The following is a 23244-nucleotide window of genomic DNA, read 5'->3' on the forward strand; positions in this document are numbered from 1 at the left end:
ATGCCGCGATGCACAATGATCCCGCCCGTTTCGACCCCGAACTCCTCCTCGCTTCCCTCAACGATGCGCAGTGCCAGGCCGTGGCAGCCCCGCTCGGTCGCCAGCTGGTGCTGGCCGGCGCCGGCTCGGGCAAGACCCGCGTGCTGGTGCACCGCATCGCCTGGCTGATCCAGATCGTCAACGCCTCGCCCTACAGCATCCTGTCGGTGACCTTCACCAACAAGGCGGCGGCCGAGATGCGCCAGCGTATCGAGCAGATGCTCGGCCTCAACCCCAATGGCATGTGGGTCGGCACCTTCCACGGCCTGGCGCATCGCATCCTGCGTGCGCACTGGCAGGAAGCCGGGCTGGCCGAGAACTTCCAGATCCTCGATTCCGACGACCAGCAGCGCCTGGTCAAGCGGGTGATCCGCGAGCTGGGCCTGGATGAGCAGCGCTGGCCGGCCAAACAGGCCCAGTGGTTCATCAACGGGCAGAAAGACGAAGGCCTGCGGCCGAAGAACATCCAGGCCGGCGGCGACCTGTTCCTCGCCACCATGCTGAAGATCTATGAGGCCTACGAAGCGGCCTGCGCACGCACCGGGGTGATCGACTTCGCCGAGCTGCTGCTGCGCGCCCTCGACCTGTGGCGCGACAACCCGGGCCTGCTGGCGCATTACCAGCAGCGCTTCAAGCACATCCTGGTCGACGAGTTCCAGGACACCAACGCCGTGCAGTACGCCTGGCTGCGCCTGCTGGCCAAGGGCGGCGAGAGCCTGATGGTGGTGGGCGACGACGACCAGTCGATCTACGGCTGGCGCGGCGCCAAGATCGAGAACATCCAGCAGTACAGCAGCGACTTCCCGGACGCGCAGATGATCCGCCTGGAGCAGAACTACCGCTCCACCGCCGGCATCCTCAAGGCCGCCAACGCCCTGATCGCCAACAACAACGGTCGGCTGGGCAAGGAGCTGTGGACCGACGGCGACGACGGCGAACCGCTGTGCCTGTACGCCGCCTTCAACGAGCACGACGAAGCGCGCTACGTGGTCGAGAGCATCGAGCGGGCGCTGAAGACCGGCCTGTCGCGCAGCGAAATCGCCATCCTCTACCGCTCCAACGCCCAGTCGCGGGTGCTGGAAGAGGCCCTGCTGCGGGAAAAAATCCCGTATCGCATCTACGGCGGCCAGCGCTTCTTCGAGCGCGCCGAGATCAAGAACGCGGTGGCCTACCTGCGCCTGCTCGAGGGCCGGCACAACGACGCCGCGCTGGAGCGGGTGATCAACGTGCCGACCCGTGGCGTCGGCGAGAAGACCGTCGAGGCGATCCGCGAGCACGCGCGCCACAGCGAGCTGTCGATGTGGGCGGCGATGCAGCAACTGCTGGCCGCCAAGGCCCTGCCCGGCCGCGCCGCCGGCGCCCTGGCCGCCTTCGTCGAACTGATCGAGAACCTCGCCGCCAAGACCCTGGACATGCCGCTGCACCTGATGGCGCAGACGGTGATCGAGCAGAGCGGGCTGATCGCCTGGCACCAGGCCGAGAAGGGCGAGAAGGCCCAGGCGCGGGTGGAAAACCTCGAGGAACTGGTCAGCGCCGCGCGCAACTTCGAGAATAACGAGGAAGAGGAAATGAGCCCGCTGGCGGCCTTCCTCACCCACGCCTCGCTGGAGGCCGGCGACACCCAGGCCGACGAGCACGAAGAAAGCATCCAGCTGATGACCCTGCACAGCGCCAAGGGCCTGGAATTCCCCATGGTGTTCCTGGTCGGCATGGAAGAAGGCCTGTTCCCGCACAAGATGAGCCTGGAAGAGCCCGGCCGCCTCGAAGAGGAACGCCGCCTGGCCTATGTCGGCGTGACCCGCGCCATGCAGCACCTGGTACTGACCTACGCCGAGACCCGCCGCCTGTACGGCAGCGAGACCTACAACAAGGTCTCGCGCTTCGTCCGCGAGATCCCGCCGGCACTGATCCAGGAAGTGCGCCTGAGCAACAGCGTCAGCCGCCCTTATGGCAGCGGCAGTGCCAGCAGCAGCGGTACCAGCAGCATGAGCATGTTCGCCAACGCCGAAGTGCCGGATACGGGCTTCCGCCTCGGCCAGCACGTGCGCCACGCGCTGTTCGGCGACGGGGTGATCCTCAACTTCGAAGGCAGCGGCGCCCAGGCGCGGGTACAGGTCAACTTCGAGGCCGAAGGCAGCAAGTGGCTGATGCTCGGCTACGCCAAGCTGGAGGCGCTGTAACAGCCCTCATGTAGGGTGCGCCGTGCGCACCGCGAACTCCGCGCATCTCTCAGGTGCGCACGGCGCACCCTAGATAACGAGCAGCAGCACCGTTCCGCCGGTCAGCTTCCCCCGCCCAGTCCAGTGACCTCGCCATACTGGTGGACGGAGGTGAGCCCATGCCCCGCAGCAATCCATCCGCCGACAAGATCCTCGACTCTGCCCTGCACCTGGCCGACCGCTGCGGCTGGGAACGCCTGCACCTGCACGAAGTCGCCGCCGAGCTGGACAGCGACCTGGCCGCCATCGCCCGCCACTACCAACAGAAGGACGACCTGGTCGAAGCCTGGTTCGACCGCGCCGACCAGGCCCTGCTGGCCCGCGCCAAAGCTGCCGACCTGCCCGGCCTGAACGCGGAGAAGCGCCTGGAGGAACTGCTGGTCGCCTGGCTGGCCAGCCTCGCCACGCACCGCGCGGTGACCGGGCAGATGCTGCTGTACAAGCTGGAGCCGGGACATGTCCACCTGCAGCTCGGCGGCCTGCTGCGCATCAGCCGCACCGTGCAGTGGTGGCGCGAGGCGGCGCTGCGACAGAACCTGCACCTCTCCCGCATCGCCGAGGAAAGCCTGCTGACTGCCGTCTATCTGCGCACCTTCGTGCACTGGCTGCGCCACCCCGCGGAGGGAGAGGCCGAATTGCGCGCCCTGCTGCGCCGCCAGTTGCGCCGTGGCCCGCTGCCCTGGCTGCTCAAGTAGGGTGCGCCAGTGCGGCAGGCTGGAAGGTCCTAGACGCTCAGGGCAAGCGCTGCATGCACGCGGCCAGGCGTCGCTCGCTGTCCTGCGGCGACGCGGCCAATCCGTCGCGCACCCCGGCGAAGTCGGCGGCATTCTTGTTCTGGCTGAGCTTGAAGCTGCCCTCGATGCGGCTGATCGGCAGGGCGAAGCCGACGATGGCGCGCAGCATGCTGTCGATATAGTCGGCCGGCGCATCGCTCACCGCCCAGGGTCGTTCGCGGCGCTGCTCGTGCTTGTCGCTCAGCGCGCCGACTAGCGCCAGCAGGCGTTCGCGCTCGTCGAACACCTCGGCGCGGCCATGGGCATGCACCGCCTGGTAGTTCCAGGTCGGCACCACCTTGCCGTGCTCGGCCTTGGCCGGGTAGAAGCTCGGGCTGACATAGGCCTCGGCGCCCTGGAACACCACCAGCACCTCGGCCCCGTCAGCCAGAGCACGCCATTGCGGGTTGGCCCGGGCGAAGTGACCGTACAGGGTGCCGAACTCACCCTCGCCCGGCACCAGCAGCAGCGGCAGATGGCTGGCCTGCAGGCCCTGTTCGCCCTGGCAGACCAGGGTGGCCACGCCACTGTGCTCGATCAAACCGTGCAATTCGGCCAGCTCGCCGACGGCAAACGCCTTGGGGATATACATGCAGACACCTCGGGCTAAACGCGCAGGGTACAGATGTACCGCAAGCCCGCCAGGGCGAACAGACACAGTTGTACATAAATCCGGAAACACACTGGGCTGGCCTTTGCCCGCCGGACTGGGCAGGATGACGCGCGTACCACCACATTACCGGGATACCCTCATGCAGCGCTTTCTCAGCATCGCCCTGGCTCTGTGCCTGGGCCTGACTCTCAGCCTCGACGCCAGCGCCAAGCGCATGGGTGGCGGCAAGACCTTCGGCTCCGCGCCGACCCACCAGACCCGCCAGGCCGATGCGCCAACCGCCGCACCTGCGGCTGCCACCGGCACTGCCGCCACCGCCGGGCGTACCGCGCCGGCCGCCAGCGGCGCTTCGCGCTGGCTCGGCCCGCTGGCCGGCATCGCCGCCGGCGGCCTGCTCGCCTCGATGTTCATGGGCGACGGCTTCGAAGGCATCCAGCTGCTCGACATCCTCCTGCTCGGCCTGGTCGCCTTCGTCATCTTCCGCCTGATCGCCTCGCGCCGTCAGGCCCATGGCCAGCCGGCCATGCCCGGTGGCATGCAGCGGCAGATGCCGCAGCAAGCGATCTTCGGTGCTGGCGGCGGCGCAGCCGCCCGTCCGGTGATCAAGGCGCCGGCCTGGTTCGACGAGCAGCGCTTCATCGCCGCCGGCCGCGAGCACTTCCTCGCCCTGCAGCAGCACTGGGACGCCGCCGAAATGGACAAGATCGGCGAATTCGTCACCCCGCAGATGCTCAGCTTCCTCAAGGAAGAGCGCGCCAGCCTGGGTGAGGGCTTCCAGTCCACCTACATCGACGACCTCGACGCCCAGCTCGACGGCATCGACGAACTGGCCGACAAGACCGTCGCCACCCTGACCTTCCGCGGCGTGGCCAAGACCTCGCGCTTCGACCAGGGCGAGCCGTTCAGCGAAAGCTGGCGCATGGAGCGGATCAACGGCGAGAACCAGCCCTGGCTGGTCGCCGGCATCCGCCAGAACGGCTGAACCGCAGGCACTACGAAAAACCCGGGCCTGGCCCGGGTTTTTTATTCCCGCCCCCGTCATCGAGCTCTAGTGGGAGCGGATTTATCCGCGATTAACAGGCCGCTCAGCGCCAGCCCTTATCGCCAATGCATTCGCGCCCACCAACAACCGCAAGCACCTGCACCACACCCCGGTGCGGCGCAGCAACAGGTAACCGCTTCATAGCCGGCCCACCCCAGCGTATTTCGCCTTGTACTTGCGCGCACTTGCGCTAGATTCTGCCCACCCCCAACCAAGGACATCGTCATGATCGGATACTCAATGATCGGCACCGCCGACCTGGACAAAGCCAAGGCCTTCTACGGCGAGCTGCTCGCCGAACTGGGCGCCAAGCTGGTGATGGATGTCGGCCGCGCGGCCTTCTACGGCAAGGCCATGGACCAGCCGATGCTGGGCGTGTGCCTGCCCTACGACAAGCAGCCGGCCAGCGTCGGCAATGGCAGCATGATCGCCCTGCCTGCCGGCTCGCGGGACAACGTCGACAAGCTGTATGCCAAGGCCATCAGCCTCGGCGCCAGCGACGAAGGCGCCCCCGGCGAGCGCATGCCGGGCTTCTACGCCGGCTACTTCCGCGACCTCGACGGCCACAAGCTGGCCTTCTTCCACATGGGCTGACGCCCGCTGCATATGCACACCCTGTACCTGGATACCGAGTTCACCAGCCTGAGCGCCGACTACCGGCTGATCAGCCTGGCCCTGGTTGACCCCGCCGGCGCCGAGTTCTACGTGGAACTCAGCGACGGCTGGGACGCCGCCGACTGCTCCGAGTTCGTCCAGGCCATCGTCCTGCCCCAGCTCGACCTGGCCCGCCACGGCCACAGCCGCAGCCAGGCCCGCGCCGCCCTGCAGCAGTTCCTGCAGGGCTACAGCGCCGTGGAAATCGTCAGCGACGCCCTGGCCTGGGACTGGCCGCTGCTGCTCGAACTGCTCGGCCGCCCCGGCCTGCCCGCCCATATCAGCTGCCGTGAGGAGGTCAGCCTGCTCAGCGACCTCGACGAGGCGGCGATCCCCCATCACGCCCTGCTCGATGCGCGCCTGATGAGCCGTGCGGCAAAACCCTCGGGGCTCGCGTAGGAGCGGCTTTAGCCGCGAAAGGACGCCAACGCAGTTCCGGCACCACGCTCGACGGGCACCATGGCAAAGGTTAACGCCCGCACAAAGCATCGACTCGCCACACAAGCGTCACGCTTCCGTCTTCTTCCCTCGCTAGCGTCAGAGCTCCGTCGCCATCCTCCCAGAAGGAACCGAACCGTGAGCCTAGATCCCCACAACGCCGTGCTGTTTGGCAGCGGCGATGAACTCCCCAGCAACCACTCCCACAACCCGCACCTGAGCGAGCTGATCGACCAGCGCCGGCGCCAGCTGCTGGCCGGCGGCGCGGCCCTCGGCGCGCTGGGTTTCCTCGGCGTCAGCCTGCCGCAGGCGGTGGCAGCCGCCGAGCAGAGCGCAGCCGCGCGGCCGCCGTTCGGCAAGCGCAACCGCCTGCCGTTCGACGCCGTGGCGGTGAGCCGCGCCGACGCCATCACGGTGCCGGCCGGCTACCGTGCCACGGCCTTCGTGCCCTGGGGCACGCCGATCTGCGGGCGCTACCCAGCCTTCCTCGAGGACGCCAGCAACAGCGCCCAGGACCAGGCCGAGCAGGTCGGCATGCACCACGACGGCATGCACTTCTTCCCCCTCGACGCGCAGCGCAGCCTGGTCGGCGGGCGCCAGTCCAACCACGGCCTGCTGGTGTTCAACAACGAATACATCGACGCTCCGCTGCTGCACCCCAACGGCCCGACCACGGTGGACGGCAAGCGCAGCTCGGCCGAGGAAGTGCGCAAGGAAATCAACGCCCACGGCGTCACCATCATCGAGATCCGCCGCGACGTGCGCGGCGACTGGCAGGTGGTGCCCGGCCGCTACAACCGCCGCGTCACCGCCGCCACGCCGATGCGCATGGCCGGCCCGGCGCGCGGCCACGCCCTGCTCAAGACCTTGCACAGCCCGGACGGCACCGCCAGCCGCGGCACCCAGAACAACTGCGCCAACGGCTACACGCCCTGGGGCACCTACCTGACCTGCGAAGAGAACTGGGCCGGTTACTTCGCCACCCGCGACGCCGACCTGCCGCGCGAGCTCAAGCGCTACGGCCTGCGCGCCACCAGCCGCTTCGGCTGGGACACCCTGCCCGGCGACGAATTCCAGCGCTTCGACGCCACCCGCAAGGCCGCCGCCGCCGAAGGCGACTACCGCAACGAACCCAACCACTTCGGCTGGATCGTCGAGATCGATCCCTTCGACCCCGACTCCACCCCGGTCAAGCACAGCGCCCTCGGTCGCTTCGCCCACGAAGGCCTGATCTTCGCCCCGGTGCAGGCCGGCAAGCCGCTGGTGTGCTACTCCGGCGACGACTCGCAGAACGAATACATCTACAAGTACGTCAGCCGCGCCAAGTACCGGCCGCTGCTGCGCCAGCCGGGCCGCCTGCTGGATGAGGGCACCCTGTACGTGGCGCGCTTCAACGCCGACGGCAGCGGCGACTGGCTGGCCCTGGATATCCATGACGCCGCCTTCCAGGCCGCCTGCAGCGCCGCCGGGGTCAGCTTCGCCGACCAGGGCGAAGTGCTGATCAACACCCGCCTGGCCGCCGACATCGCCGGCGCCACCAAGATGGACCGCCCGGAATGGGGCGCGGTCAATCCGGACAACGGCGAGGTGTACTTCACCCTGACCAACAACAGCTCGCGCACCGTGGCGGACGCGGCCAACCCGCGCGCGGCCAACCCCTACGGGCACATCATCCGCTGGCGCGAAGACCGCCGCGACCACGCCGGCCAGCACTTCGCCTGGGACCTGTTCCTGCTCGCCGGGCCGCAGGCCGACAGCCGCGGCCCCGGCGGCGCGGCGCTGGACGAGAGTAACATCCTGGCCAGCCCGGACGGCCTGTGGTTCGACCCGGACGGCCGCCTGTGGATCCAGACCGACATGAGCGGCAGCCAGCTGGCCAGCGGCCCGTTCGGCCACAACCAGATGCTGGTGGCCGACCCGCGCACAGGCGAGATCAAGCGCTTCCTCACCGGGCCGATCGGCGCCGAAGTCACCGGCATCAGCGCCACGCCGGACTTCCGCACCCTGTTCGTGAATATCCAGCACCCGGGCGAAGGCTCCAGCGCGACCAACCTGCTCAGCACCTGGCCGGACGGCCCCGGCCGCCGCCCACGCTCGGCCACCGTGGTGATCACCCGCGAGGACGGCAAGCGCATCCTCTGAAGCGCTAACGCCCCGCAACACGCAGCCGGGCCAGCCCCGGCTGCGTGCTTTTCGGCCGACGGCCTTGTGCCGGCGGGCCCCTCGGGGTAAAAGGCGCGGGTCGATCGGCTACCCTCTAGCCGACCACCGCTCTGCCTGGAGAAGCCCCGTGGAAGAAGTCATCGAACAGCTGCGTGAACTCAACGAGCCGGTTCCCGTTCCCCTGGAGCTGCCGGAAGAGGAAACCCTGGTGGAAATCCAGGAGCAGATCCTCATCCACCTGCCCTTCGAGCTGCGCGAATTCCTGCTCAAGGTCAGCGACGTGGTCTACGGCCGCCTGGAGCCGGTCACCGCCGCCGACCCACACTCGCACACCTACCTGCCGGAAGTCGCCTCGGTGGCCTGGGACCTCGGCCTGCCGCGCGACCTGGTGCCGCTGTGCCAGGACGGCCGCGACTACTACGCCGTGGATGTGGAAGGCCAGGTCTGGCTGTGGGACGGCGACGCAGGCGAACTGACCGACGAGAGCTGGGACTCGGTGTGGCACTGGGCCCGCGACGTCTGGCTGGAAAGCTGAAACAACACCACACAACCGTAGGGTGCACCGCGCGCACCAGATAGACCATATAGAGCGCGGTGCGCACGGCGCATCGCTCCCCCTTGCCCCGCACAGGCCTTAGCGCAAGCCGGCAACAATCTCGAAGCTGCGCAGGCGATGTTCGTGCTGGTACAGGTCGCCGGTGAAGATCAGCTCGTCGGCGCCGGTCTGCTCCAGCAGGATCTCCAGGCGCGCACGCACCTTCTGCGGCCCGCCGATCACCGCCAGGCCGAGGAAATCGCCCACCGCCTGCTGCTCATGGGGCTGCCAGCGCCCGGCCATGCTCTGCACCGGCGGGCGCAGCACCAGGCTCTGCCCGCGCAGCAGCGCCAGCACGCGCTGGAAGGCGGTGGTGGCGAGGAACTCGGCCTCCTCGTCAGTCGGCGCGGCAATCAGCGGTACGCCGACCATGGCATAGGGCTTGTCGAGCACGGCCGAGGGCTGGAAGTTGTCGCGGTAGACGCGCAGCGCCTGGTGCAGGTAGCGCGGCGCGAAGTGCGCGGCGAAGGCATAGGGCAAACCCTTCTGCGCCGCCAGCTGGGCGCTGAACAGGCTGGAGCCGAGCAGCCAGAGCGGCACGTTGCTGTCCAGGCCGGGCATGGCGATCACCTGTTGCCCCGGCTGGCGCGGGCCGAGCAGGGCCTGCAGTTCCTCGACATCCTGGGGGAAGTCGTCGGCACTGCCCAGGCGGTCGCGACGCAGGGCGCGGGCAGTCTGCTGGTCGGCCCCCGGCGCGCGGCCCAGGCCCAGCTCGATGCGCCCCGGATAGAGGGCGGCGAGGGTGCCGAACTGCTCGGCCACCACCAGCGGCGCATGGTTGGGCAGCATGATGCCGCCGGAACCCAGGCGCAGGGTACTGGTGCCGGCCGCCAGGTAGCCGAGCAGCACGGCGGTGGCCGAACTGGCGATGCCCTCCATGTTGTGGTGCTCGGCCACCCAGTAGCGCGAGAAGCCCAGGCGCTCGGCATGCTGCGCCAGGGCCAGGGAACGCTGCAGGGCCGGCGCCGGGCCGGTCTCGTCGTCGCGCATCGGCGCCAGGTCGAGGATGGAAAACGGGGTGGTGGATAGCCTGCTCATACAGCCTCCTGAGGTCATCCCTGCTTTATGGGGGCGGCGCGGCGAAAGGCAACAACGAAAAGGCCGGAGCCCCTTGCGGGAACCCCGGCCTGTGCCGACGAGCGCTACGCTCAGCCGCGCTGGTAGACGATTACCTTGCTGCCACCTTCGCAAGTGCCGACCACAGTCTTGTCGCCGGCACCGTCCTTGTCCACCACGTCCAGGCTGTAGGCAGCGACGCCCTTGGCCTTGAGCTTGGCGTCGATCTCCGCCTTGAGTTCCTCGCACGGCTTGGCCGCCGCCAGGGCCGAGCCGGCCAGGGAAAACAGGGCCAGGCCCAGGATCAGTTGCTTCATGGTTAACGCTCCTTCGTTAGGCAAAGGGCTCATACGAGCCGTGACGGGGCACTCCACCCCAGGCGGCAGGGGCGGACGCCGTTGGGCGAACCCCGGCGCCACGCTGCCAGACCTCGGGCAGCCTAGCGCAAGGAACGGGGAATTTCTGCCAACGCCTCAGCTATTGCCGATGCGGAAGCCGACCTTCAGCTCGACCTGGTAATGCGCCACCTTGCCGTCGACTATATGGCCACGGGTATCGATGACCTCGAACCAGTCCATGTTGCGCACGGACTTGGCACACTCGGCCAGGGCGTTGCTGATGGCATCCTCGATGCTCAGCTTGGAGGTACCGACAACTTCGATCTTCTTGTAGGTGCGGTGATCGGACATGCTGCTTCTCCTCGGGCAGGACTGTTCCTGTCTGAGGCTAGTCGAGAATCAGCCGGCCAGCTCCTGGCGCAGCCATTGCGCCAGGCGCTCGGCGCGCGCATCGCGAGCCCGCGCCGGCACCCACAGGGCCAGGCGGGCCGGGGTTTCGACGAAGCCCCAGGGCGCCAGCAGGCGGCCGCCGGCCAGGTCGTCGGCGACCAGCTGCTGCGGCGCGATGGCCACGCCGAGGCCGGCCGCCGCCGCTTCCAGCAGGTAGTAGAGGTGCTCGAAACCCTGGCCCAGCTGCAGCCGCCGGGCATCCAGGCGCTGCGCGCGGGCCCACTGCGGCCAGGCCTGCGGCCGCGACACGGTATGCAGCAGCGGCTCGCCGAGCAGCACCGCGGCGGGCGCGGCGCTCAGGCGGGCGTGGCCCTGGTAGCGCGGGCTGAGCACCGGGCCGATGCGTTCGGCGGCCAGCTCGAATACCCGCATATCCGCCGGCCAGGGCGGCTCGGCGAAGCACAGGGTGGCGTCGACCCCGGGGCGCCGCGGGTCCAGCTCACCCTCGCTGGCCGACAGTTGCAGGCGCAGTTCCGGCAGCTCGCGCTGCAATCTGTCGAGACGCGGGATAAACCAGCGCGCCAGCAGACTGCCGGGGCAGGCGAGGACGAAGGGGGCGTCGACCTGCTGCTGTTTCAGCTCGGCGCAGGTACTGCGCAGGCGCTCGAAGGCATCGAACGCCGCGTCGCGCAGGCGGACCCCGGCATCGGTGAGTTTTACGCCACGCCCGTCCTTGCCGAACAGAGCCACCCCCAGCTGTTCCTCCAGCAGCCGGATCTGCCGGCTCACCGCGCCATGGGTAACGCTCAGTTCATCCGCGGCCTGGCTGACGCTCTGCAGGCGGGCGGCGGCCTCGAAGGCGCGCAGGGCATTCAGCGGGGGCAGTTCTCGGCTCATGCTATCTGTGAGTTTTACTGACGAGTTACGGCAATCTAATCGCTTTTCAGGGCAGCGGCCAGGGGTAGAATGGCGCCATCGCACATCCTCCCTGGGAGAGCTCCATGACTTCACTGCGCACCGGCCCTGACGCCACCGGCCTGTTCGGCCACTTCGGCGGTCAGTACGTCGCCGAAACCCTGATGCCGCTGATCCACGACCTGGCCGCCGAATACGAGAAGGCCAAGGCCGATCCCGAATTCCTCAAGGAGCTGGCCTACTTCCAGCGCGACTACATCGGCCGGCCCAGCCCGCTGTACTTCGCCGAGCGCCTGACCGAACACTGCGGCGGCGCCAAGATCTACCTCAAGCGCGAAGAGCTGAACCACACCGGCGCGCACAAGATCAACAACTGCATCGGCCAGATCCTCCTGGCCAAGCGCATGGGCAAGCAGCGCATCATTGCCGAGACCGGCGCCGGCATGCACGGCGTGGCCACCGCCACCGTGGCCGCGCGCTTCGGCATGGAATGCGTGATCTTCATGGGCACCACCGACATCGACCGGCAGCAGGCCAACGTGTTCCGCATGAAGCTGCTGGGCGCCACGGTGATCCCGGTGGTGGCCGGCACCGGCACCCTCAAGGACGCGATGAACGAAGCGCTGCGCGACTGGGTGACCAACGTGCACAACACCTTCTACCTGATCGGCACCGTGGCCGGCCCGCACCCGTACCCAGCGATGGTGCGCGACTTCCAGGCGGTGATCGGCAAGGAAACCCGCGAGCAGATGCAGGAGAAGGAAGGGCGCCTGCCCGACAGCCTGGTCGCCTGCATCGGCGGCGGCTCCAACGCCATGGGCCTGTTCCACCCCTTCCTCGATGACAGCAGCGTGAAGATCGTCGGCGTCGAAGCCGCCGGCCACGGCATCGACACCGGCAAGCACGCGGCCAGCCTGAACGGCGGCGTGCCGGGCGTGCTGCACGGCAACCGCACCTTCCTGCTGCAGGACGACGATGGCCAGATCATCGACGCCCACTCGATTTCCGCCGGCCTCGACTACCCCGGCATCGGCCCGGAACACGCCTGGTTGCACGATATCGGCCGCGTCGAGTACTGCTCGATCACCGACCACGAGGCCCTGCAAGCCTTCCACACCTGCTGCCGCCTGGAAGGCATCATCCCGGCACTGGAAAGCGCCCACGCCCTGGCCGAAGTGTTCAAGCGCGCACCCCAGCTGCCCAAGGATCACCTGATGGTGGTCAACCTGTCCGGCCGCGGCGACAAGGACATGCAGACCGTGATGCACCATATGAGCGAACAGGAGAAGCACGCATGAGCCGCCTGCAGACGCGCTTTGCCGAGCTGAAACAGCAGAACCGCGCCGCCCTGGTGACCTTCGTCACCGCCGGCGACCCCCACTACGATGCCTCCCTGGCGATCCTCAAGGGCCTGCCGGAAGCTGGCGCCGACGTGATCGAGCTGGGCATGCCCTTTACCGACCCGATGGCCGACGGCCCGGCCATCCAGCTGGCCAATATCCGCGCCCTGGCCGGCAAGCAGAACCTGGCCAAGACCCTGCAGATGGTCCGCGAATTCCGCGCAGGCGACCAGAGCACGCCGCTGGTGCTGATGGGTTACTTCAACCCGATCCACTACTACGGCGTGCCGCGCTTCATCGCCGACGCCAAGGAGGCCGGCGTGGACGGCCTGATCGTGGTCGACCTGCCCCCGGAACATAACCTCGACCTGTGCGACCCGGCCCAGGCCGCCGGTATCGACTTTATCCGCCTGACCACGCCGACCACCGACGACCAGCGCCTGCCCACCGTACTCAACGGCAGTTCCGGCTTCGTCTACTACGTCTCGGTGGCCGGCGTCACCGGCGCCGGCAGCGCCAGCGTCGAGCACGTGCAGGAAGCCGTGGCCCGCCTGCGCCGCCACACCGACCTGCCGATCAGCATCGGTTTCGGCATCCGCACCCCGGAACATGCGGCGACCATTGCCCGCCTGGCCGACGGCGTGGTGGTCGGCTCGGCGCTGGTCGACCAGATCGCCGGCGCCAAGGACGACCAGCAGGCCGTGGACGGCGTGCTCGGCCTGTGCCACCAGCTGGCCGAGGGCGTGCGCGGCGCGCGCCGCTAAGCCATCCCGCACCACCGGAGCCGCTGTCCTGCTCGCGCAGGCAGCGGCTTTTTGCTGCCTGCGCCATAGGCCGGGCCGAAACATGGCGCTTGCGTTGTGATAGCTCTTCGAAATACGTATAAGAATTGTTACCATATGCGAACCATTTTCGAAGGAGCTGTCCGGTGATCTTCTCGCGTATCCCCTCGACCCTGCCACTGGTCGGCCTACTCGTTGCCCCCGCCCTGTCAGCCGCGACCCTGCCGGCCACCACCATCCAGGGCGACTACGCCCAACAGAGCTACCAGGCCACCGAGAGCAAGGGGGCGCTGAAGACCGACGCCCCGCTGCGCGACATCCCGCAGACGGTGAACGTGGTGCCCGCGAGCGTGATCAGGGATCAGGGCGCCCAGTCCATGGAGGACGTGCTGAAGAACGTGCCCGGCATCGGCCTCTCCAACGGCGACGGCCAGCGCGACCAGGTCACCATCCGCGGCTTCAGCGCCATCGGCGACATCTTCGTCGACGGCTTCCGCGACGACGCCCTGTACTTCCGCGACCTGTCCAACATCGAACGGGTCGAGGTGATCAAGGGCCCGGCCGCCGTGCTCTACGGCCGCGGCTCCTCCGGCGGGCTGATCAACAACGTCAGCAAGAAGCCGAACTTCGCCCCGCAACAGGAAGTCGGCGTCAGCTTCGACAGCGAAGGCCAGCGCCGCAGCCAGTTCGATGCCGGCTGGGCCGACCAGCAGCAGGGCGACAAGGCCTTGCGCCTCACCGGCGCGCTGGAGGACAGCGACACCTTCCGCGACGACGGCTATACCGAACGCAAGGCCATCGCGCCCTCGGCCTACTTCCGCCTGTCCGACGACCTGGAGCTGAACCTCGGCGCCACCTACCTGTACGACCAGCGCCTGATCGACTTCGGCATCCCCGCGCGCGACGGCCGCCCGGTCGACGTCGACCGCGACAAGCGCTTCGGCTCCGGCGACCCGGACCAGGACTACGCGCGCAGCGAGGTATTCACCTTGACCGCCGGCTTCGACTACCAGATCGACGACGGCCTCAGCCTGAGCAACAACACCCGCTACTACCACTACGACCTGGACCGCAACAACACCCTGGCCGACTCCGGCGCGAAACGCTTCGTCACCGCGCCGAACGGCGAGCTGCTGGTCAAGCTGAACCGCGGCAATGTCGCCCGCGACGAATACGGCGTCTTCAACCAGACCGAGCTGAAGCAGCAGGCGCAGCTGGCCGGCCTGCAGCACAGCCTGCTCTACGGCGTCGAGCTGGGCCATCAGGACAAGCACCAGCGGGTATTCAGCCAGAGCAACGTGGCCCAGGTGCCGGTGTATCGCGACGCCCTGGTCGTCGTGCCGGAGCACGCCGGCACCCTGACATCCAAGGGCACCAACTTCCAGGAAACCGCCGGCTTCTACGTGCAGGACCTGATCGAGTTGAATGCCCAGTGGAAGGCCCTGCTGGGTGTGCGCTACGACATCTTCGGCCAGGAGTACGACGACGAGCGCGCGGCCAACGTCGACCTCGACCGCACCGACAAGACCTGGAGCCCGCGCGCCGGCCTGGTGTTCCAGCCCGACCAGGTGCAGTCCTACTACGTCTCGGTCAGCCGCGGCTACCAGCCCTCGGGGGAAGTGTTCGCCGTCAACGCGGCCAACGCCGACCTGGAGCCGGAGGAGACCACCAACTACGAGCTGGGCAGCAAGTGGGAGCTGTTCGACGGCCGCCTGTCGCTCACCGCCGCGGTGTTTCGCCTCGAGCGCACCAACATGAAGACCGCCGACCCGGCCAACCCGGCCCTGCTGGTCCTCGCCGGCGAGCAGCGCACCGACGGCTTCGAGGCCACCTTCAGCGGCGAGCTCGGCGACCGGTGGCAGGTCTATGGTGGCTACGCCTACCTCGACGCCGAGATCACCCAGTCCAACAGCAAGACCAACGGCGTGGCCAACGAAGGCCAGACGCCGACCCTGACCCCGCGCAACAGCGCCAACCTCTGGCTGGTGCGCCAGCTGGCCCCGCGCTGGCGCCTGGGCATGGGTGCCAACTACGTCGACGAGCGCTACACCGCGCTGGACAACGTGACGGTGATGCCCGGCTACACCACCTTCGACGCCGCCCTGCTGTACAACGAGCCGACCTGGGACGCCGCCCTGCGCCTGAGCAACCTGACCAACAAGGACCACTACGCCTCCGCCCACGGCTCGGTGGACCTGATCACCCCCGGCGCGCCGCGCACCCTGGAGTTGAGCGCCAACTACCGCTTCTGAGTCTCAGTACCGCTAGAGCAGCCGGGGCAGGCTACAGCCGGCCGGCCCATCCGGACGAACGACATGGCACCCCCCATGGCGCCTGTCTAGCCTGAGCGGTGATGGCCTCCGCCAGCCGTTCGCCCTCCCCGGGCGAGCGGCGGAGGCTGGAGGCGTAGCATGAACGACGATCTTCCCCCTCTCGAACTCAGCCTGGAGTCCCTGGAAGAATCCTCCCCGCCGCCGAATGCGCCGAAGCAGAAGGCCAGCTTCCAGATCGACAGCCGCGACAAGCACAGACCCGACCGCCGGCAGAACGGCGAGCGCCGGCAAACCATCCGCTTCGAGGCCGATCGGCGCAGCGGCGGGGACCGCCGCCCGCACCTGCCCGAGTGGGAGCTCTAGGGCTGGCGGATCAGCGCAGCCGGCCGGCCAGTGCCGCCAGCACGCTGCACACGGCACGCGCCAGGGCCTTGCTGCGCGCCCCGTTCCAGCCGGTGCGCGGATCGGGGCTGAGATCGTGGTCCTTGAACGGCATCTCGACGGTGAAGGCCAGGCAGTCATGGGTCTGCCCGACCCAGTTGCAGGCCAGCGCCAGGTTGGCCTGGCCGGGCTCGTCGCGCGGGTAGCCGTGCTCCACCTGGAACTCGCCACAGGCCATCAGGCGCCGGCGGAACTCCTGCTCCAGCGCATCCAGGCGCGCCGTGAAACCGGGGTTGCCTTCGCAGCCGGCGGTGAACACGTAGGGGATCTCCTCGTCGCCGTGGATATCCAGGAAGCAGTCGACGCCGTGGGCGGCCATCTGCTGCTGGACGAACAGCACTTCCGGGCTGTGCGTGGCGCTGGGCGCCTGCCAGGCGCGGTTGAGGTCCTGGCCGGCGGCATTGGTGCGCAGGTTGCCGAGGAAGGCACCGTCCGGGTTCATGTGCGGCACCAGGTACAGATCGGCCTGGGCCAGCAGCCCGCGCAGCTCCTCATCCGGCTCGTGCAGCCGCTCGATCAGGCCTTCCATAAACCACTCGGCCATGTGCTCGCCCGGATGCTGCTGGGCGATCAGCCAGATCTTGCGCGGCGCGCTGGCCGTGCCGCGCACGCGCAGCAGCGGCAGCTCGCGGCCCTGCAGGCTGCTGCCGCAGGCCAGCAGCTCGACGTTGGCCAGGGCCAGGGCGCGCACCAGCAATTGCGCGTGCCTGGCGCGGCTGTAGGGCTCGAAGTAGGCGAAATAGGCCTGGGCCTGCGCAGGTACCAGCTCGAAGTGCAGGCCACCCTCGTCATAGCGGGTCGGCACACGGAACCAGTCCTGGCCATCGTAGCTGGCCAGCGCCTGGTAGCCGCTCCAGGCGTTCTGGTAGCTGGACTGCGGCGCGTTGACCAGGCTGAAGCCATGGCGCTGGCCGGGGCTCAGGCCCTCGGCGAGGAAGTGGAACCACTGGAAGTGCTCGCTGGCGAAGTCCTTGCGGATCGCCAGGCGCACCTGCTGCGGGTTGCCGGCGTCCAGCACCTGGATATTGCCGCTGTCGAAGTCGCTACGAATCTGCATGGCCGGGCCTCTCGCTGGGAATGACAGCAGGATAACCGCCACCGCCAGCCCGTGCATGGCGATCCGCTCGGTGCCCGCGGCGCGACGAAACGGGACTCGGCGCAGCACCAGTCATCGGCCGGGCTTGGCTTCGTGAATTATCTGATGTATTTTTTCATGAAATACAAAACAGATAATTTCATGAGGCCTGTATGTTCAAGCAATCCGCGCAGCACATCGGTACCTATTACGCCGCTACCTACGGCAGCATCCCGCTGCGTCCGAGCCAGGCCGGCAGCGAAGAGTGCCAGGTACTGGTCATCGGCGGCGGCTTCAGCGGCCTGCATACCGCCCTGCGCCTGGCCCTGGCCGGCAAAAAAGTAGTGCTGCTGGAAGCCAGCCGCCTGGCCTGGGCCGCCTCCGGGCGCAATGGCGGCCAGGCGCTGCCGGGCTGGTCCTGCGACATGCCGCCGTTCGAGAAGGCCCTGGGGCTGGAACGGGCCCGCCAGCTGTGGGACAGCATGACCTGGGCCGCCAACGAGATGCGCGAGCTGCCCCTGCGCCACGGCTTCGACATCGACTACCGCACGGGCGCGATCTACACCGCCGTGCTGCCGCGCCGCGTGCGCCAGCTGCAGGAAAACCTCGAAGAGGCCGAGCAGAAGTACGGCTACCAGCAGCTGAGTTTCATCCCCAAGCAGGACCTGCCCGAGTGGATCGCCAGCCCGCGCTACCTGGCCGCCCTGCATGACGCCGGTGGCGCCCACCTCAACCCGCTGAAACTGGCCCAGGGCCTGGCCGCCGCCATCGAGGCGGCCGGCGGGCGCATCTTTGAGCAGAGCCAGGTACTCGACTACCGCGAAACTGGCGAAGGTTATGTGGCGCGTACCGAACACGGCGAGGTACGCGGCGACGTGCTGGTGCTGGCCTGCAACGCCTACATCGACCGCCTTGACCGCACGCTGTCCAAGCGCCTGCTGCCGGTTGGCTCCTACCAGGTGGCGACCGCGCCGCTGGACCCGGAACTGGCGCGTTCGCTGTTCCCGCGCGGCACTTGCGCCATCGACAACCAGTTCGTCCCCGACTACTTCCGCGTCACCCCGGACAACCGCCTGCTGTTCGGCGGCGGCTGCACCTATCTCGGCGGCATCCCCAAGGACGTGCCGGCGGCTACCCGGCCCTATCTGGAACGGGTCTTCCCGCAGCTGCGTGGGGTGCAGATCGACTACGGCTGGGGCGGGCATATCGACTGCACCATGCACCGCACCCCGGATGTCGGCCGCCAGGGCCAGAAGTACTGGCTGCAGGGCTTCTCCGGCCACGGCATCCTGCCGACCCTGGCCGCGGCGCGCGCGGTGAGCGACGCCATCCTCGGCGACGAACAGCTGCTCGGCCTGTACCAGGGCCTGAGCAACCCGCGCTTCCCCGGTGGCGACCTGCTGGCCGCGCCGATCGAAGCGGTGGGCAAGGCCTGGTACCGGCTGCGCGACACCATTTGAACTGGCCGCCAGCACGGTTGGCGCCCAGCAGAAACCCGATTGAAGGAAATACCCCGTGGACATGCAGGATGAAATAGAAGGGCTGGCGATCCTGGTGCGCGACCTGCGCAAGCACAAGAACGTCACCCTCAACGAACTGGCCGAACGCATCGGCCGCTCGGTGGGCTTCCTGTCCCAGGTCGAGCGCGGCCTGTCGCGCCCGACCGTGGCCGACCTCACCGCCATCAGCGAAGCGCTGGGCGTGCCCACCACCTACTTCTACAGCCTGAACAAGCCGCGCGAGGTGCGCTGGGTGACCCGTCCGGACGAGCGACGCACCCTCTATTACGCCGGCGGCATCACCGACGTGCTGGCCTCGCCGACCATGTCCGGCGGTTTCTCCATGCTCGAAAGCCATCTCGAACCCGGCGCCAGCAGCGGCGAAGGCCACCTGGACGACAGCTCGGAGCAGGGCGGCTTCGTCCTCGAAGGCGAGCTGACCCTGTGGTACGGCGACGCCGCCGAACCGGTCACCCTCGGCCCCAACGACAGCTTCCAGCTGCCGCCGCACGCCCAGTTCCGCTACGCCAATCTCACCGATAAACCCACACGAGTGCTCTGGGTCTTCACCTGACCGCGCAGATACCCCCCATGACAACAACAACGACATTCCCCGACCTGCTCAGCGAAGTGCGTGCCTTCCGCGCCGCCCACCCCGACGTGCGCTACGTCGAACTGATCTGCCTGGACATTCCCGGGCACTTCTACGGCAAGCGCTACCCCATGGACATGCTGGAAAAAGTCGCCGCCGGCGGCCCGCTGAAAGTGCCGCAGAACTGCGTGCTGCTCGGCGCCCAGGGCGGCTTGCACCCGATTGGCGACTACTGCTTCAACGACGGCGACCCGGACGCACCGCGCCGCCTGATCCCCGGCACCCTCAAGCCGGTGCGCTGGGAGAAGCAGCCGATGGCGCAGATGCTGATCAGCTCCGACGGCACCGAGGCACCGATCGAATTCGAGCCGCGCGAAGTGCTGGCCCGCGTGCTCAAGCGCCTGCAGGCCCGAGGTATTCGCCCGGTGGTGGCGTTCGAGCTGGAGTTCTACCTGTTCGACCGCAAACTGGAGAACGGCCTGCCGCAATTCCCCCGCGACCCGCTGACCGGCGACGCCGACGACCAGCCGAACATGCACATCGAACGCCTGACGCGCTTCTCCGACGTGCTGCATGAAACCGTGGAAGCGGCGCGGGAACAGGGCGTGGACGCCAACGTGATCACCGCCGAGCTCGGCCCCGGCCAGTTCGAGATCAACTTCGCCCACTGCGACGACGGCCTGCACGCCGCCGACCAGGCCGCGCTGTTCTGCCGCAGCACCCGCGGCGTGGCCATGCAGCATGGCTGCCGCGCCAGCTTCATGAGCAAGCCCTACCTGCAGGCACCGGGCAGCGGCATGCACGTGCACGTCAGCCTGTACGACGAGGGCGGCCGCAACCTGCTCGATGGCGACCAGCAGCGCCCGCTGCGCCACGCCGTGGCCGGCTGCCTGGAACTGCTGCCGCACTGCATGCCGATCTTCGCCGCCAACCACAACGCCTTCCGCCGCTACGGCGCCATGGTCAACTCGGCGAGCAAGGCCAGCTGGGGCTTCGAGGACCGCGATGCGTGCATCCGCATCCCCGAGTCGGACGGCAAGAACCTGCGCATCGAGCACCGCCTGGCCGGCGCCGACGCCAACCCCTACCTGGTGCTGGCGGCCATTCTCAGCGGCATGGAACATGGCCTGGACCAGGCCCGTGAGCCGATCCCCTCGCTCAACGAGGACCGTGGCAGCGGCATCGACTTCCCCAAGGACATGCTCACCGCCGTGGCGGCGATGGCCTCGCACGAGGTGGTCAAGGACAAGCTGGGCAGCGAGTTCGTCTTCGTCTACTGCGAGAACAAGCGCCAGGACCACCTGGACTTCATGCACGAGGTCAGTGCGCGGGAGTACCGTTGGTTCCTCTGAGGCATCGCGTGACCGTAGGTTGGCGTTGAGCGCAGCGAAGCCCAACGGTGGCGGCGGAATCCTTGGGTTGGGCTTCGTCGCTACGCTTCTCAACCTACGCGCTAACTCAGCCCCTGGAACAAAAAATCCCGGCGATTGCCGGGATTTTTGCATGTCGGGAGTTACTGCGCCGCCTGCATGGTGCGCGCCCGCTCGACCTGCCGCTGCTTCTTGTAGGCCAGCGCCGCCGGCGCCACCTTGGTCACCTGGCCGGTTTCCAGCCACTTCTTCAGGCGGTTGGCATCGGCCATGTGGGTGTACTTGCCGAAGGCATCCAGCACCACGAAGGCCACCGATTTGCCGGCCATCTGCGTGCGCATCACCAGGCAGTGACCGGCGGCGTTGGTGAAGCCGGTCTTGGTCAGCTGGATGCTCCAGTTGGGCTTGTGCACCAGGCCGTTGGTGTTGCGAAAGCCCAGGGTATAGGCCGGCTTGCGGAAGGCCTGGGTGTGCTCGCGGGTGCTGCTGAACTGGCCGATCAGCGGGTACTGGGCGCTGGCCTCGACCAGCTTGACCAGGTCGCTGGCGGTGGAGACGTTGCCTTCCGACAGCCCGGTCGGCTCGCTGTAGCGGGTGCGCGTCATGCCCAGGGCACGGGCCTTGGCGTTCATCGCCGCGACGAAGGCCGGCACGCCGCCCGGGTAGTGGTGGGCCAGGCTGGAGGCGGCGCGGTTTTCCGAGGACATCAGGGTCAGCCGGAGCATGTCGCGGCGGCTCAGCTCGCTGCCGATGCGCACCCGCGAATAGACCCCGCGCATCTCGCGCACGTCCTTGATCACGATGGGCAGGCTCTGCTCCATGGGCAGCTGGGCATCCAGGGTGACCATGGCGGTCATCAGCTTGGTGACCGAGGCGATCGGCACCTGCAGGTCGGGGTTGCTGGAATAGAGAACCTGGTTGGTCTTGAGGTCGACCAGCAGGGCGCTGCCGGAGGCGAGCTCCTGGGTCGCGCCGCTGCGTTCGGCCGCGCTGACGGACGCGGCAACCATGGCAAGGCCGGCGAGCAGCAGGCCAACGAGCGAATGACGGATATTCACGGAGACGGTCCCCTGGAGTAGGAATGAAGAGGCCAGGGCGTCCGTGCAGGCCTTGTCAGTATAAGTCAGGCTGATGACAGGCCGGAGCGCTTTTTCCCGGCTGGCAGGCGGCCTGGCGCGGAGTAGAGTGGGGCGAGCGCTATCCGTCACCGCCGAGGCCCGCCATGAAAAGCCCGCTGCCGTTATCCGAGGTCTATCGCCTGATCGAGCCGGGCCCGGTGCTGCTGCTCGGCACTCAGCGCCGTGGCGTGCCCAATGTGATGCCGATGTCCTGGCACTGCATGATGGAGTTCGAGCCGCCGCTGATCGGCTGCGTGGTCAGCGGCAACGACTTCTCCTTCGCCGCGCTGAAGAACCGCCGGGTCTGCACGCTGAACATCCCCCAGCGCGACCTGGCCGAACAGCTGGTGGCCTGCGGCAACAGCAGCGGGCGCAGCCTGGACAAGTTCGCCACCTTCGGCCTGCACGCCGAGCCGGCCAGCCTGGTCGAGGCGCCGCTGATCGCCGAATGCTTCGCCAACCTGGAATGCCGGGTGGTCGATACGCGCCTGGTGAACACCTACAACTTCTTCGTGCTGGAAGTGCTCAAGGCCTGGCACGATCCCGACGTGAGCCAGCCACAGACCCTGCATCACCGCGGCTACGGCACCTTCATGGTGGCCGGCGAGGAGATCGTACTGGCCTCGCGCATGCCCTAGGCAGGCCGGCGTCTGGTGCTGGCCGGTTGTGCCCGGCGGCCGACGCGCAGCAGCGCCAGCGAGGCGAGAATCACCGCGCCGCCGAGGGCCAGGCGCGGCAGGTCGAAGTCGCGGTTCCAGATCAGCAGGTTGACCAGCAGCCCGGCCGGCACGTGCAGTTCGTTGAGTACCGCCAGGCTGCCGGCATCGACCCGGGTGCTGCCCTTGACCCACCAGAACATGCCCAGCGCCGTGGCGAACAGGCCCATCCACAGCAGCACGCCCCATTGCACCGCCGTCTGCGGCAGGCGCTCCGGATTGCCGAACAGCAGGAACGACGGCAATACCAGCACCAGCGCGCCGAGGAAGAAATGACCGAACAGGCGCGGCAGCGGCAGCGCGGTCGGGTAACGCACGAGCAACTGGCGGCACAGCACCTGGCCGGCGGCAAAGGTCAGGTTGGCCAGCTGCAGCAGCAGGAAGCCGAGCAGGTAGTCGCCCTCCAGGCGCTCGAAGCGGATGATCACCCCGCCACCCACCGCCACCAGCGCAGCCAGCAGGGCCCAGGGGTTGAAGCGCCGGGCCAGGGCGTCGTCGAGCAGGGTCACGTAGATCGGCGTGAGCACGGTGAACAGCAGCACTTCCGGCACCGTCAGCACGCTGAAGCTGCGGTACAGGCACAGGTAGGTGACGCCGAACTGCAATGCCCCGGCCAGCCAGAAGCCGGCCAGCAGCGGCCTGGGCACGCCGCGCCAGCGGAGGAAGGGCAGGAACACCAGGGCGGCGATGGCCACCCGGGCGAGCACGGCGAAGTCGCTGTCGACCTGGCCGGCCAGGTACTCGCCGATCAGGCTGAAGGAGAACGCCCAGATCGCGGTGACGGTCAGCAGGTAGGGCATCGG

The 23244-nt window shown here is 68.1% G+C and carries 23 protein-coding genes; 15 read left to right on the top strand and 8 right to left on the bottom strand.

Annotated elements, in window-relative coordinates; translation table 11 throughout:
- Positions 1 to 8 precede the first annotated feature (8 nt).
- Positions 9 to 2219 carry a DNA helicase II gene (gene uvrD / locus F3I16_RS01725; RefSeq protein WP_160492048.1) on the top strand — a complete coding sequence of 737 codons (2211 nt, stop codon included), beginning with the start codon at positions 9 to 11 and terminating at the stop codon, positions 2217 to 2219.
- A gap of 158 nt (positions 2220 to 2377) precedes the next feature.
- Complete coding sequence (locus tag F3I16_RS01730; protein ID WP_160492049.1) at positions 2378 to 2953, top strand: TetR/AcrR family transcriptional regulator; 576 nt, start codon at positions 2378 to 2380, stop codon at positions 2951 to 2953.
- A 37-nt stretch (positions 2954 to 2990) separates the two neighbouring features.
- Here F3I16_RS01730 and F3I16_RS01735 read toward each other — a convergent pair whose 3' ends face one another.
- The gene (locus tag F3I16_RS01735) at positions 2991 to 3623 is read right to left on the bottom strand and encodes an FMN-binding negative transcriptional regulator (protein WP_160492050.1); all 633 of its coding nucleotides are present in this window, start codon (positions 3621 to 3623) and stop codon (positions 2991 to 2993) included.
- A gap of 160 nt (positions 3624 to 3783) precedes the next feature.
- On the opposite strand from F3I16_RS01735, the gene F3I16_RS01740 reads away from it, so the two are divergent.
- From F3I16_RS01740 to F3I16_RS01760, 5 genes are all read left to right on the top strand, one after another.
- Positions 3784 to 4626 (top strand): Tim44 domain-containing protein, encoded by an 843-nt coding sequence (locus tag F3I16_RS01740; RefSeq protein WP_160492051.1) that lies wholly within the window; start codon positions 3784 to 3786, stop codon positions 4624 to 4626.
- A 285-nt stretch (positions 4627 to 4911) separates the two neighbouring features.
- Positions 4912 to 5280: a VOC family protein gene (locus tag F3I16_RS01745; RefSeq protein WP_160492052.1), complete on the top strand. Its 369-nt coding sequence runs from the start codon at positions 4912 to 4914 to the stop codon at positions 5278 to 5280.
- Positions 5281 to 5292: 12 nt separating this feature from the next.
- A complete protein-coding gene (locus F3I16_RS01750; RefSeq protein WP_160492053.1) occupies positions 5293 to 5739 on the top strand; it encodes a hypothetical protein in 447 nt (148 codons plus the stop codon).
- A 177-nt stretch (positions 5740 to 5916) separates the two neighbouring features.
- The gene (locus tag F3I16_RS01755) at positions 5917 to 7920 is read left to right on the top strand and encodes a PhoX family phosphatase (protein WP_160492054.1); all 2004 of its coding nucleotides are present in this window, start codon (positions 5917 to 5919) and stop codon (positions 7918 to 7920) included.
- A gap of 148 nt (positions 7921 to 8068) precedes the next feature.
- Positions 8069 to 8476, top strand: a complete 408-nt coding sequence (locus F3I16_RS01760) for an SMI1/KNR4 family protein (RefSeq protein ID WP_160492055.1) — start codon at positions 8069 to 8071, stop codon at positions 8474 to 8476.
- A gap of 99 nt (positions 8477 to 8575) precedes the next feature.
- Here F3I16_RS01760 and F3I16_RS01765 read toward each other — a convergent pair whose 3' ends face one another.
- The 4 genes from F3I16_RS01765 to F3I16_RS01780 all read right to left on the bottom strand — a co-directional run bounded on the left by F3I16_RS01765 (position 8576) and on the right by F3I16_RS01780 (position 11217).
- The gene (locus F3I16_RS01765) at positions 8576 to 9574 is read right to left on the bottom strand and encodes an LLM class flavin-dependent oxidoreductase (protein WP_160492056.1); all 999 of its coding nucleotides are present in this window, start codon (positions 9572 to 9574) and stop codon (positions 8576 to 8578) included.
- 110 nt (positions 9575 to 9684) lie between these two features.
- Positions 9685 to 9909: a DUF1161 domain-containing protein gene (locus F3I16_RS01770; protein ID WP_160492057.1), complete on the bottom strand. Its 225-nt coding sequence runs from the start codon at positions 9907 to 9909 to the stop codon at positions 9685 to 9687.
- A 156-nt stretch (positions 9910 to 10065) separates the two neighbouring features.
- Positions 10066 to 10281, bottom strand: a complete 216-nt coding sequence (locus tag F3I16_RS01775) for a dodecin (RefSeq protein WP_160077337.1) — start codon at positions 10279 to 10281, stop codon at positions 10066 to 10068.
- Positions 10282 to 10329: 48 nt separating this feature from the next.
- On the bottom strand, positions 10330 to 11217 hold the full coding sequence (locus F3I16_RS01780) for a LysR family transcriptional regulator (RefSeq protein ID WP_160492058.1): 888 nt from the start codon (positions 11215 to 11217) through the stop codon (positions 10330 to 10332).
- A 104-nt stretch (positions 11218 to 11321) separates the two neighbouring features.
- Here F3I16_RS01780 and trpB point away from each other — a divergent pair, with 104 nt between their 5' ends.
- The 4 genes from trpB to F3I16_RS01800 all read left to right on the top strand — a co-directional run bounded on the left by trpB (position 11322) and on the right by F3I16_RS01800 (position 15993).
- Positions 11322 to 12533: a tryptophan synthase subunit beta gene (gene trpB, locus F3I16_RS01785; protein ID WP_160492059.1), complete on the top strand. Its 1212-nt coding sequence runs from the start codon at positions 11322 to 11324 to the stop codon at positions 12531 to 12533.
- Positions 12530 to 13339: a tryptophan synthase subunit alpha gene (trpA, locus tag F3I16_RS01790; RefSeq protein WP_160492060.1), complete on the top strand. Its 810-nt coding sequence runs from the start codon at positions 12530 to 12532 to the stop codon at positions 13337 to 13339. Before trpB ends, trpA begins: the two co-directional genes overlap by 4 nt.
- Positions 13340 to 13503: 164 nt before the next feature.
- A complete protein-coding gene (locus F3I16_RS01795) occupies positions 13504 to 15609 on the top strand; it encodes a TonB-dependent receptor (RefSeq protein WP_372239590.1) in 2106 nt (701 codons plus the stop codon).
- Positions 15610 to 15768: 159 nt separating this feature from the next.
- Positions 15769 to 15993, top strand: a complete 225-nt coding sequence (locus tag F3I16_RS01800) for a hypothetical protein (RefSeq protein ID WP_160492061.1) — start codon at positions 15769 to 15771, stop codon at positions 15991 to 15993.
- Positions 15994 to 16003: 10 nt separating this feature from the next.
- Here F3I16_RS01800 and F3I16_RS01805 read toward each other — a convergent pair whose 3' ends face one another.
- Positions 16004 to 17128, bottom strand: a complete 1125-nt coding sequence (locus tag F3I16_RS01805) for a carboxypeptidase family protein (RefSeq protein WP_160492062.1) — start codon at positions 17126 to 17128, stop codon at positions 16004 to 16006.
- 191 nt (positions 17129 to 17319) lie between these two features.
- Between F3I16_RS01805 and F3I16_RS01810 the strand changes: the two genes are divergently transcribed.
- The 3 genes from F3I16_RS01810 (at position 17320) to F3I16_RS01820 (ending at position 20589) form a co-directional block, all read left to right on the top strand.
- On the top strand, positions 17320 to 18606 hold the full coding sequence (locus F3I16_RS01810) for an FAD-binding oxidoreductase (protein ID WP_160492063.1): 1287 nt from the start codon (positions 17320 to 17322) through the stop codon (positions 18604 to 18606).
- Positions 18607 to 18667: 61 nt separating this feature from the next.
- Entirely contained in the window at positions 18668 to 19219 is a 552-nt protein-coding gene (locus F3I16_RS01815; protein ID WP_160492888.1) for a helix-turn-helix domain-containing protein, read from the top strand.
- Between the two features lie 17 nt (positions 19220 to 19236).
- On the top strand, positions 19237 to 20589 hold the full coding sequence (locus F3I16_RS01820) for a glutamine synthetase family protein (protein WP_160492064.1): 1353 nt from the start codon (positions 19237 to 19239) through the stop codon (positions 20587 to 20589).
- A gap of 161 nt (positions 20590 to 20750) precedes the next feature.
- Here F3I16_RS01820 and pbpG read toward each other — a convergent pair whose 3' ends face one another.
- Positions 20751 to 21665 (bottom strand): D-alanyl-D-alanine endopeptidase, encoded by a 915-nt coding sequence (gene pbpG, locus F3I16_RS01825; RefSeq protein ID WP_160492065.1) that lies wholly within the window; start codon positions 21663 to 21665, stop codon positions 20751 to 20753.
- A 164-nt stretch (positions 21666 to 21829) separates the two neighbouring features.
- Here pbpG and F3I16_RS01830 point away from each other — a divergent pair, with 164 nt between their 5' ends.
- Positions 21830 to 22363 carry a flavin reductase family protein gene (locus tag F3I16_RS01830; RefSeq protein WP_160492066.1) on the top strand — a complete coding sequence of 178 codons (534 nt, stop codon included), beginning with the start codon at positions 21830 to 21832 and terminating at the stop codon, positions 22361 to 22363.
- On the opposite strand, the gene F3I16_RS01835 is transcribed toward F3I16_RS01830, so the two are convergent.
- Positions 22360 to 23241 carry a DMT family transporter gene (locus tag F3I16_RS01835; RefSeq protein ID WP_160492067.1) on the bottom strand — a complete coding sequence of 294 codons (882 nt, stop codon included), beginning with the start codon at positions 23239 to 23241 and terminating at the stop codon, positions 22360 to 22362. The genes F3I16_RS01830 and F3I16_RS01835 overlap by 4 nt on opposite strands.
- Positions 23242 to 23244 lie beyond the last annotated feature (3 nt).

Source organism: Pseudomonas sp. L-22-4S-12 (genome assembly GCF_009799935.1).
Classification (GTDB): Bacteria; Pseudomonadota; Gammaproteobacteria; order Pseudomonadales; family Pseudomonadaceae; genus Aquipseudomonas.

Bases quoted from the DNA above. Each gene is read 5' to 3' on its own strand.
- F3I16_RS01745 (WP_160492052.1), top strand. From the start codon at position 4,912: ATGATCGGATACTCAATGATCGGCACCGCCGACCTGGACAAAGCCAAG.
- F3I16_RS01810 (WP_160492063.1), top strand. From the start codon at position 17,320: ATGTTCAAGCAATCCGCGCAGCACATCGGTACCTATTACGCCGCTACC.
- F3I16_RS01735 (WP_160492050.1), bottom strand. From the start codon at position 3,623: ATGTATATCCCCAAGGCGTTTGCCGTCGGCGAGCTGGCCGAATTGCAC.
- F3I16_RS01835 (WP_160492067.1), bottom strand. From the start codon at position 23,241: ATGCCCTACCTGCTGACCGTCACCGCGATCTGGGCGTTCTCCTTCAGC.
- F3I16_RS01830 (WP_160492066.1), top strand. From the start codon at position 21,830: ATGAAAAGCCCGCTGCCGTTATCCGAGGTCTATCGCCTGATCGAGCCG.
- F3I16_RS01730 (WP_160492049.1), top strand. From the start codon at position 2,378: ATGCCCCGCAGCAATCCATCCGCCGACAAGATCCTCGACTCTGCCCTG.
- F3I16_RS01805 (WP_160492062.1), bottom strand. From the start codon at position 17,128: ATGCAGATTCGTAGCGACTTCGACAGCGGCAATATCCAGGTGCTGGAC.
- F3I16_RS01820 (WP_160492064.1), top strand. From the start codon at position 19,237: ATGACAACAACAACGACATTCCCCGACCTGCTCAGCGAAGTGCGTGCC.
- uvrD (WP_160492048.1), top strand. From the start codon at position 9: ATGCACAATGATCCCGCCCGTTTCGACCCCGAACTCCTCCTCGCTTCC.
- F3I16_RS01815 (WP_160492888.1), top strand. From the start codon at position 18,668: ATGCAGGATGAAATAGAAGGGCTGGCGATCCTGGTGCGCGACCTGCGC.
- F3I16_RS01775 (WP_160077337.1), bottom strand. From the start codon at position 10,281: ATGTCCGATCACCGCACCTACAAGAAGATCGAAGTTGTCGGTACCTCC.
- F3I16_RS01765 (WP_160492056.1), bottom strand. From the start codon at position 9,574: ATGAGCAGGCTATCCACCACCCCGTTTTCCATCCTCGACCTGGCGCCG.
- F3I16_RS01740 (WP_160492051.1), top strand. From the start codon at position 3,784: ATGCAGCGCTTTCTCAGCATCGCCCTGGCTCTGTGCCTGGGCCTGACT.
- F3I16_RS01800 (WP_160492061.1), top strand. From the start codon at position 15,769: ATGAACGACGATCTTCCCCCTCTCGAACTCAGCCTGGAGTCCCTGGAA.
- trpB (WP_160492059.1), top strand. From the start codon at position 11,322: ATGACTTCACTGCGCACCGGCCCTGACGCCACCGGCCTGTTCGGCCAC.
- F3I16_RS01780 (WP_160492058.1), bottom strand. From the start codon at position 11,217: ATGAGCCGAGAACTGCCCCCGCTGAATGCCCTGCGCGCCTTCGAGGCC.
- F3I16_RS01770 (WP_160492057.1), bottom strand. From the start codon at position 9,909: ATGAAGCAACTGATCCTGGGCCTGGCCCTGTTTTCCCTGGCCGGCTCG.
- F3I16_RS01750 (WP_160492053.1), top strand. From the start codon at position 5,293: ATGCACACCCTGTACCTGGATACCGAGTTCACCAGCCTGAGCGCCGAC.
- trpA (WP_160492060.1), top strand. From the start codon at position 12,530: ATGAGCCGCCTGCAGACGCGCTTTGCCGAGCTGAAACAGCAGAACCGC.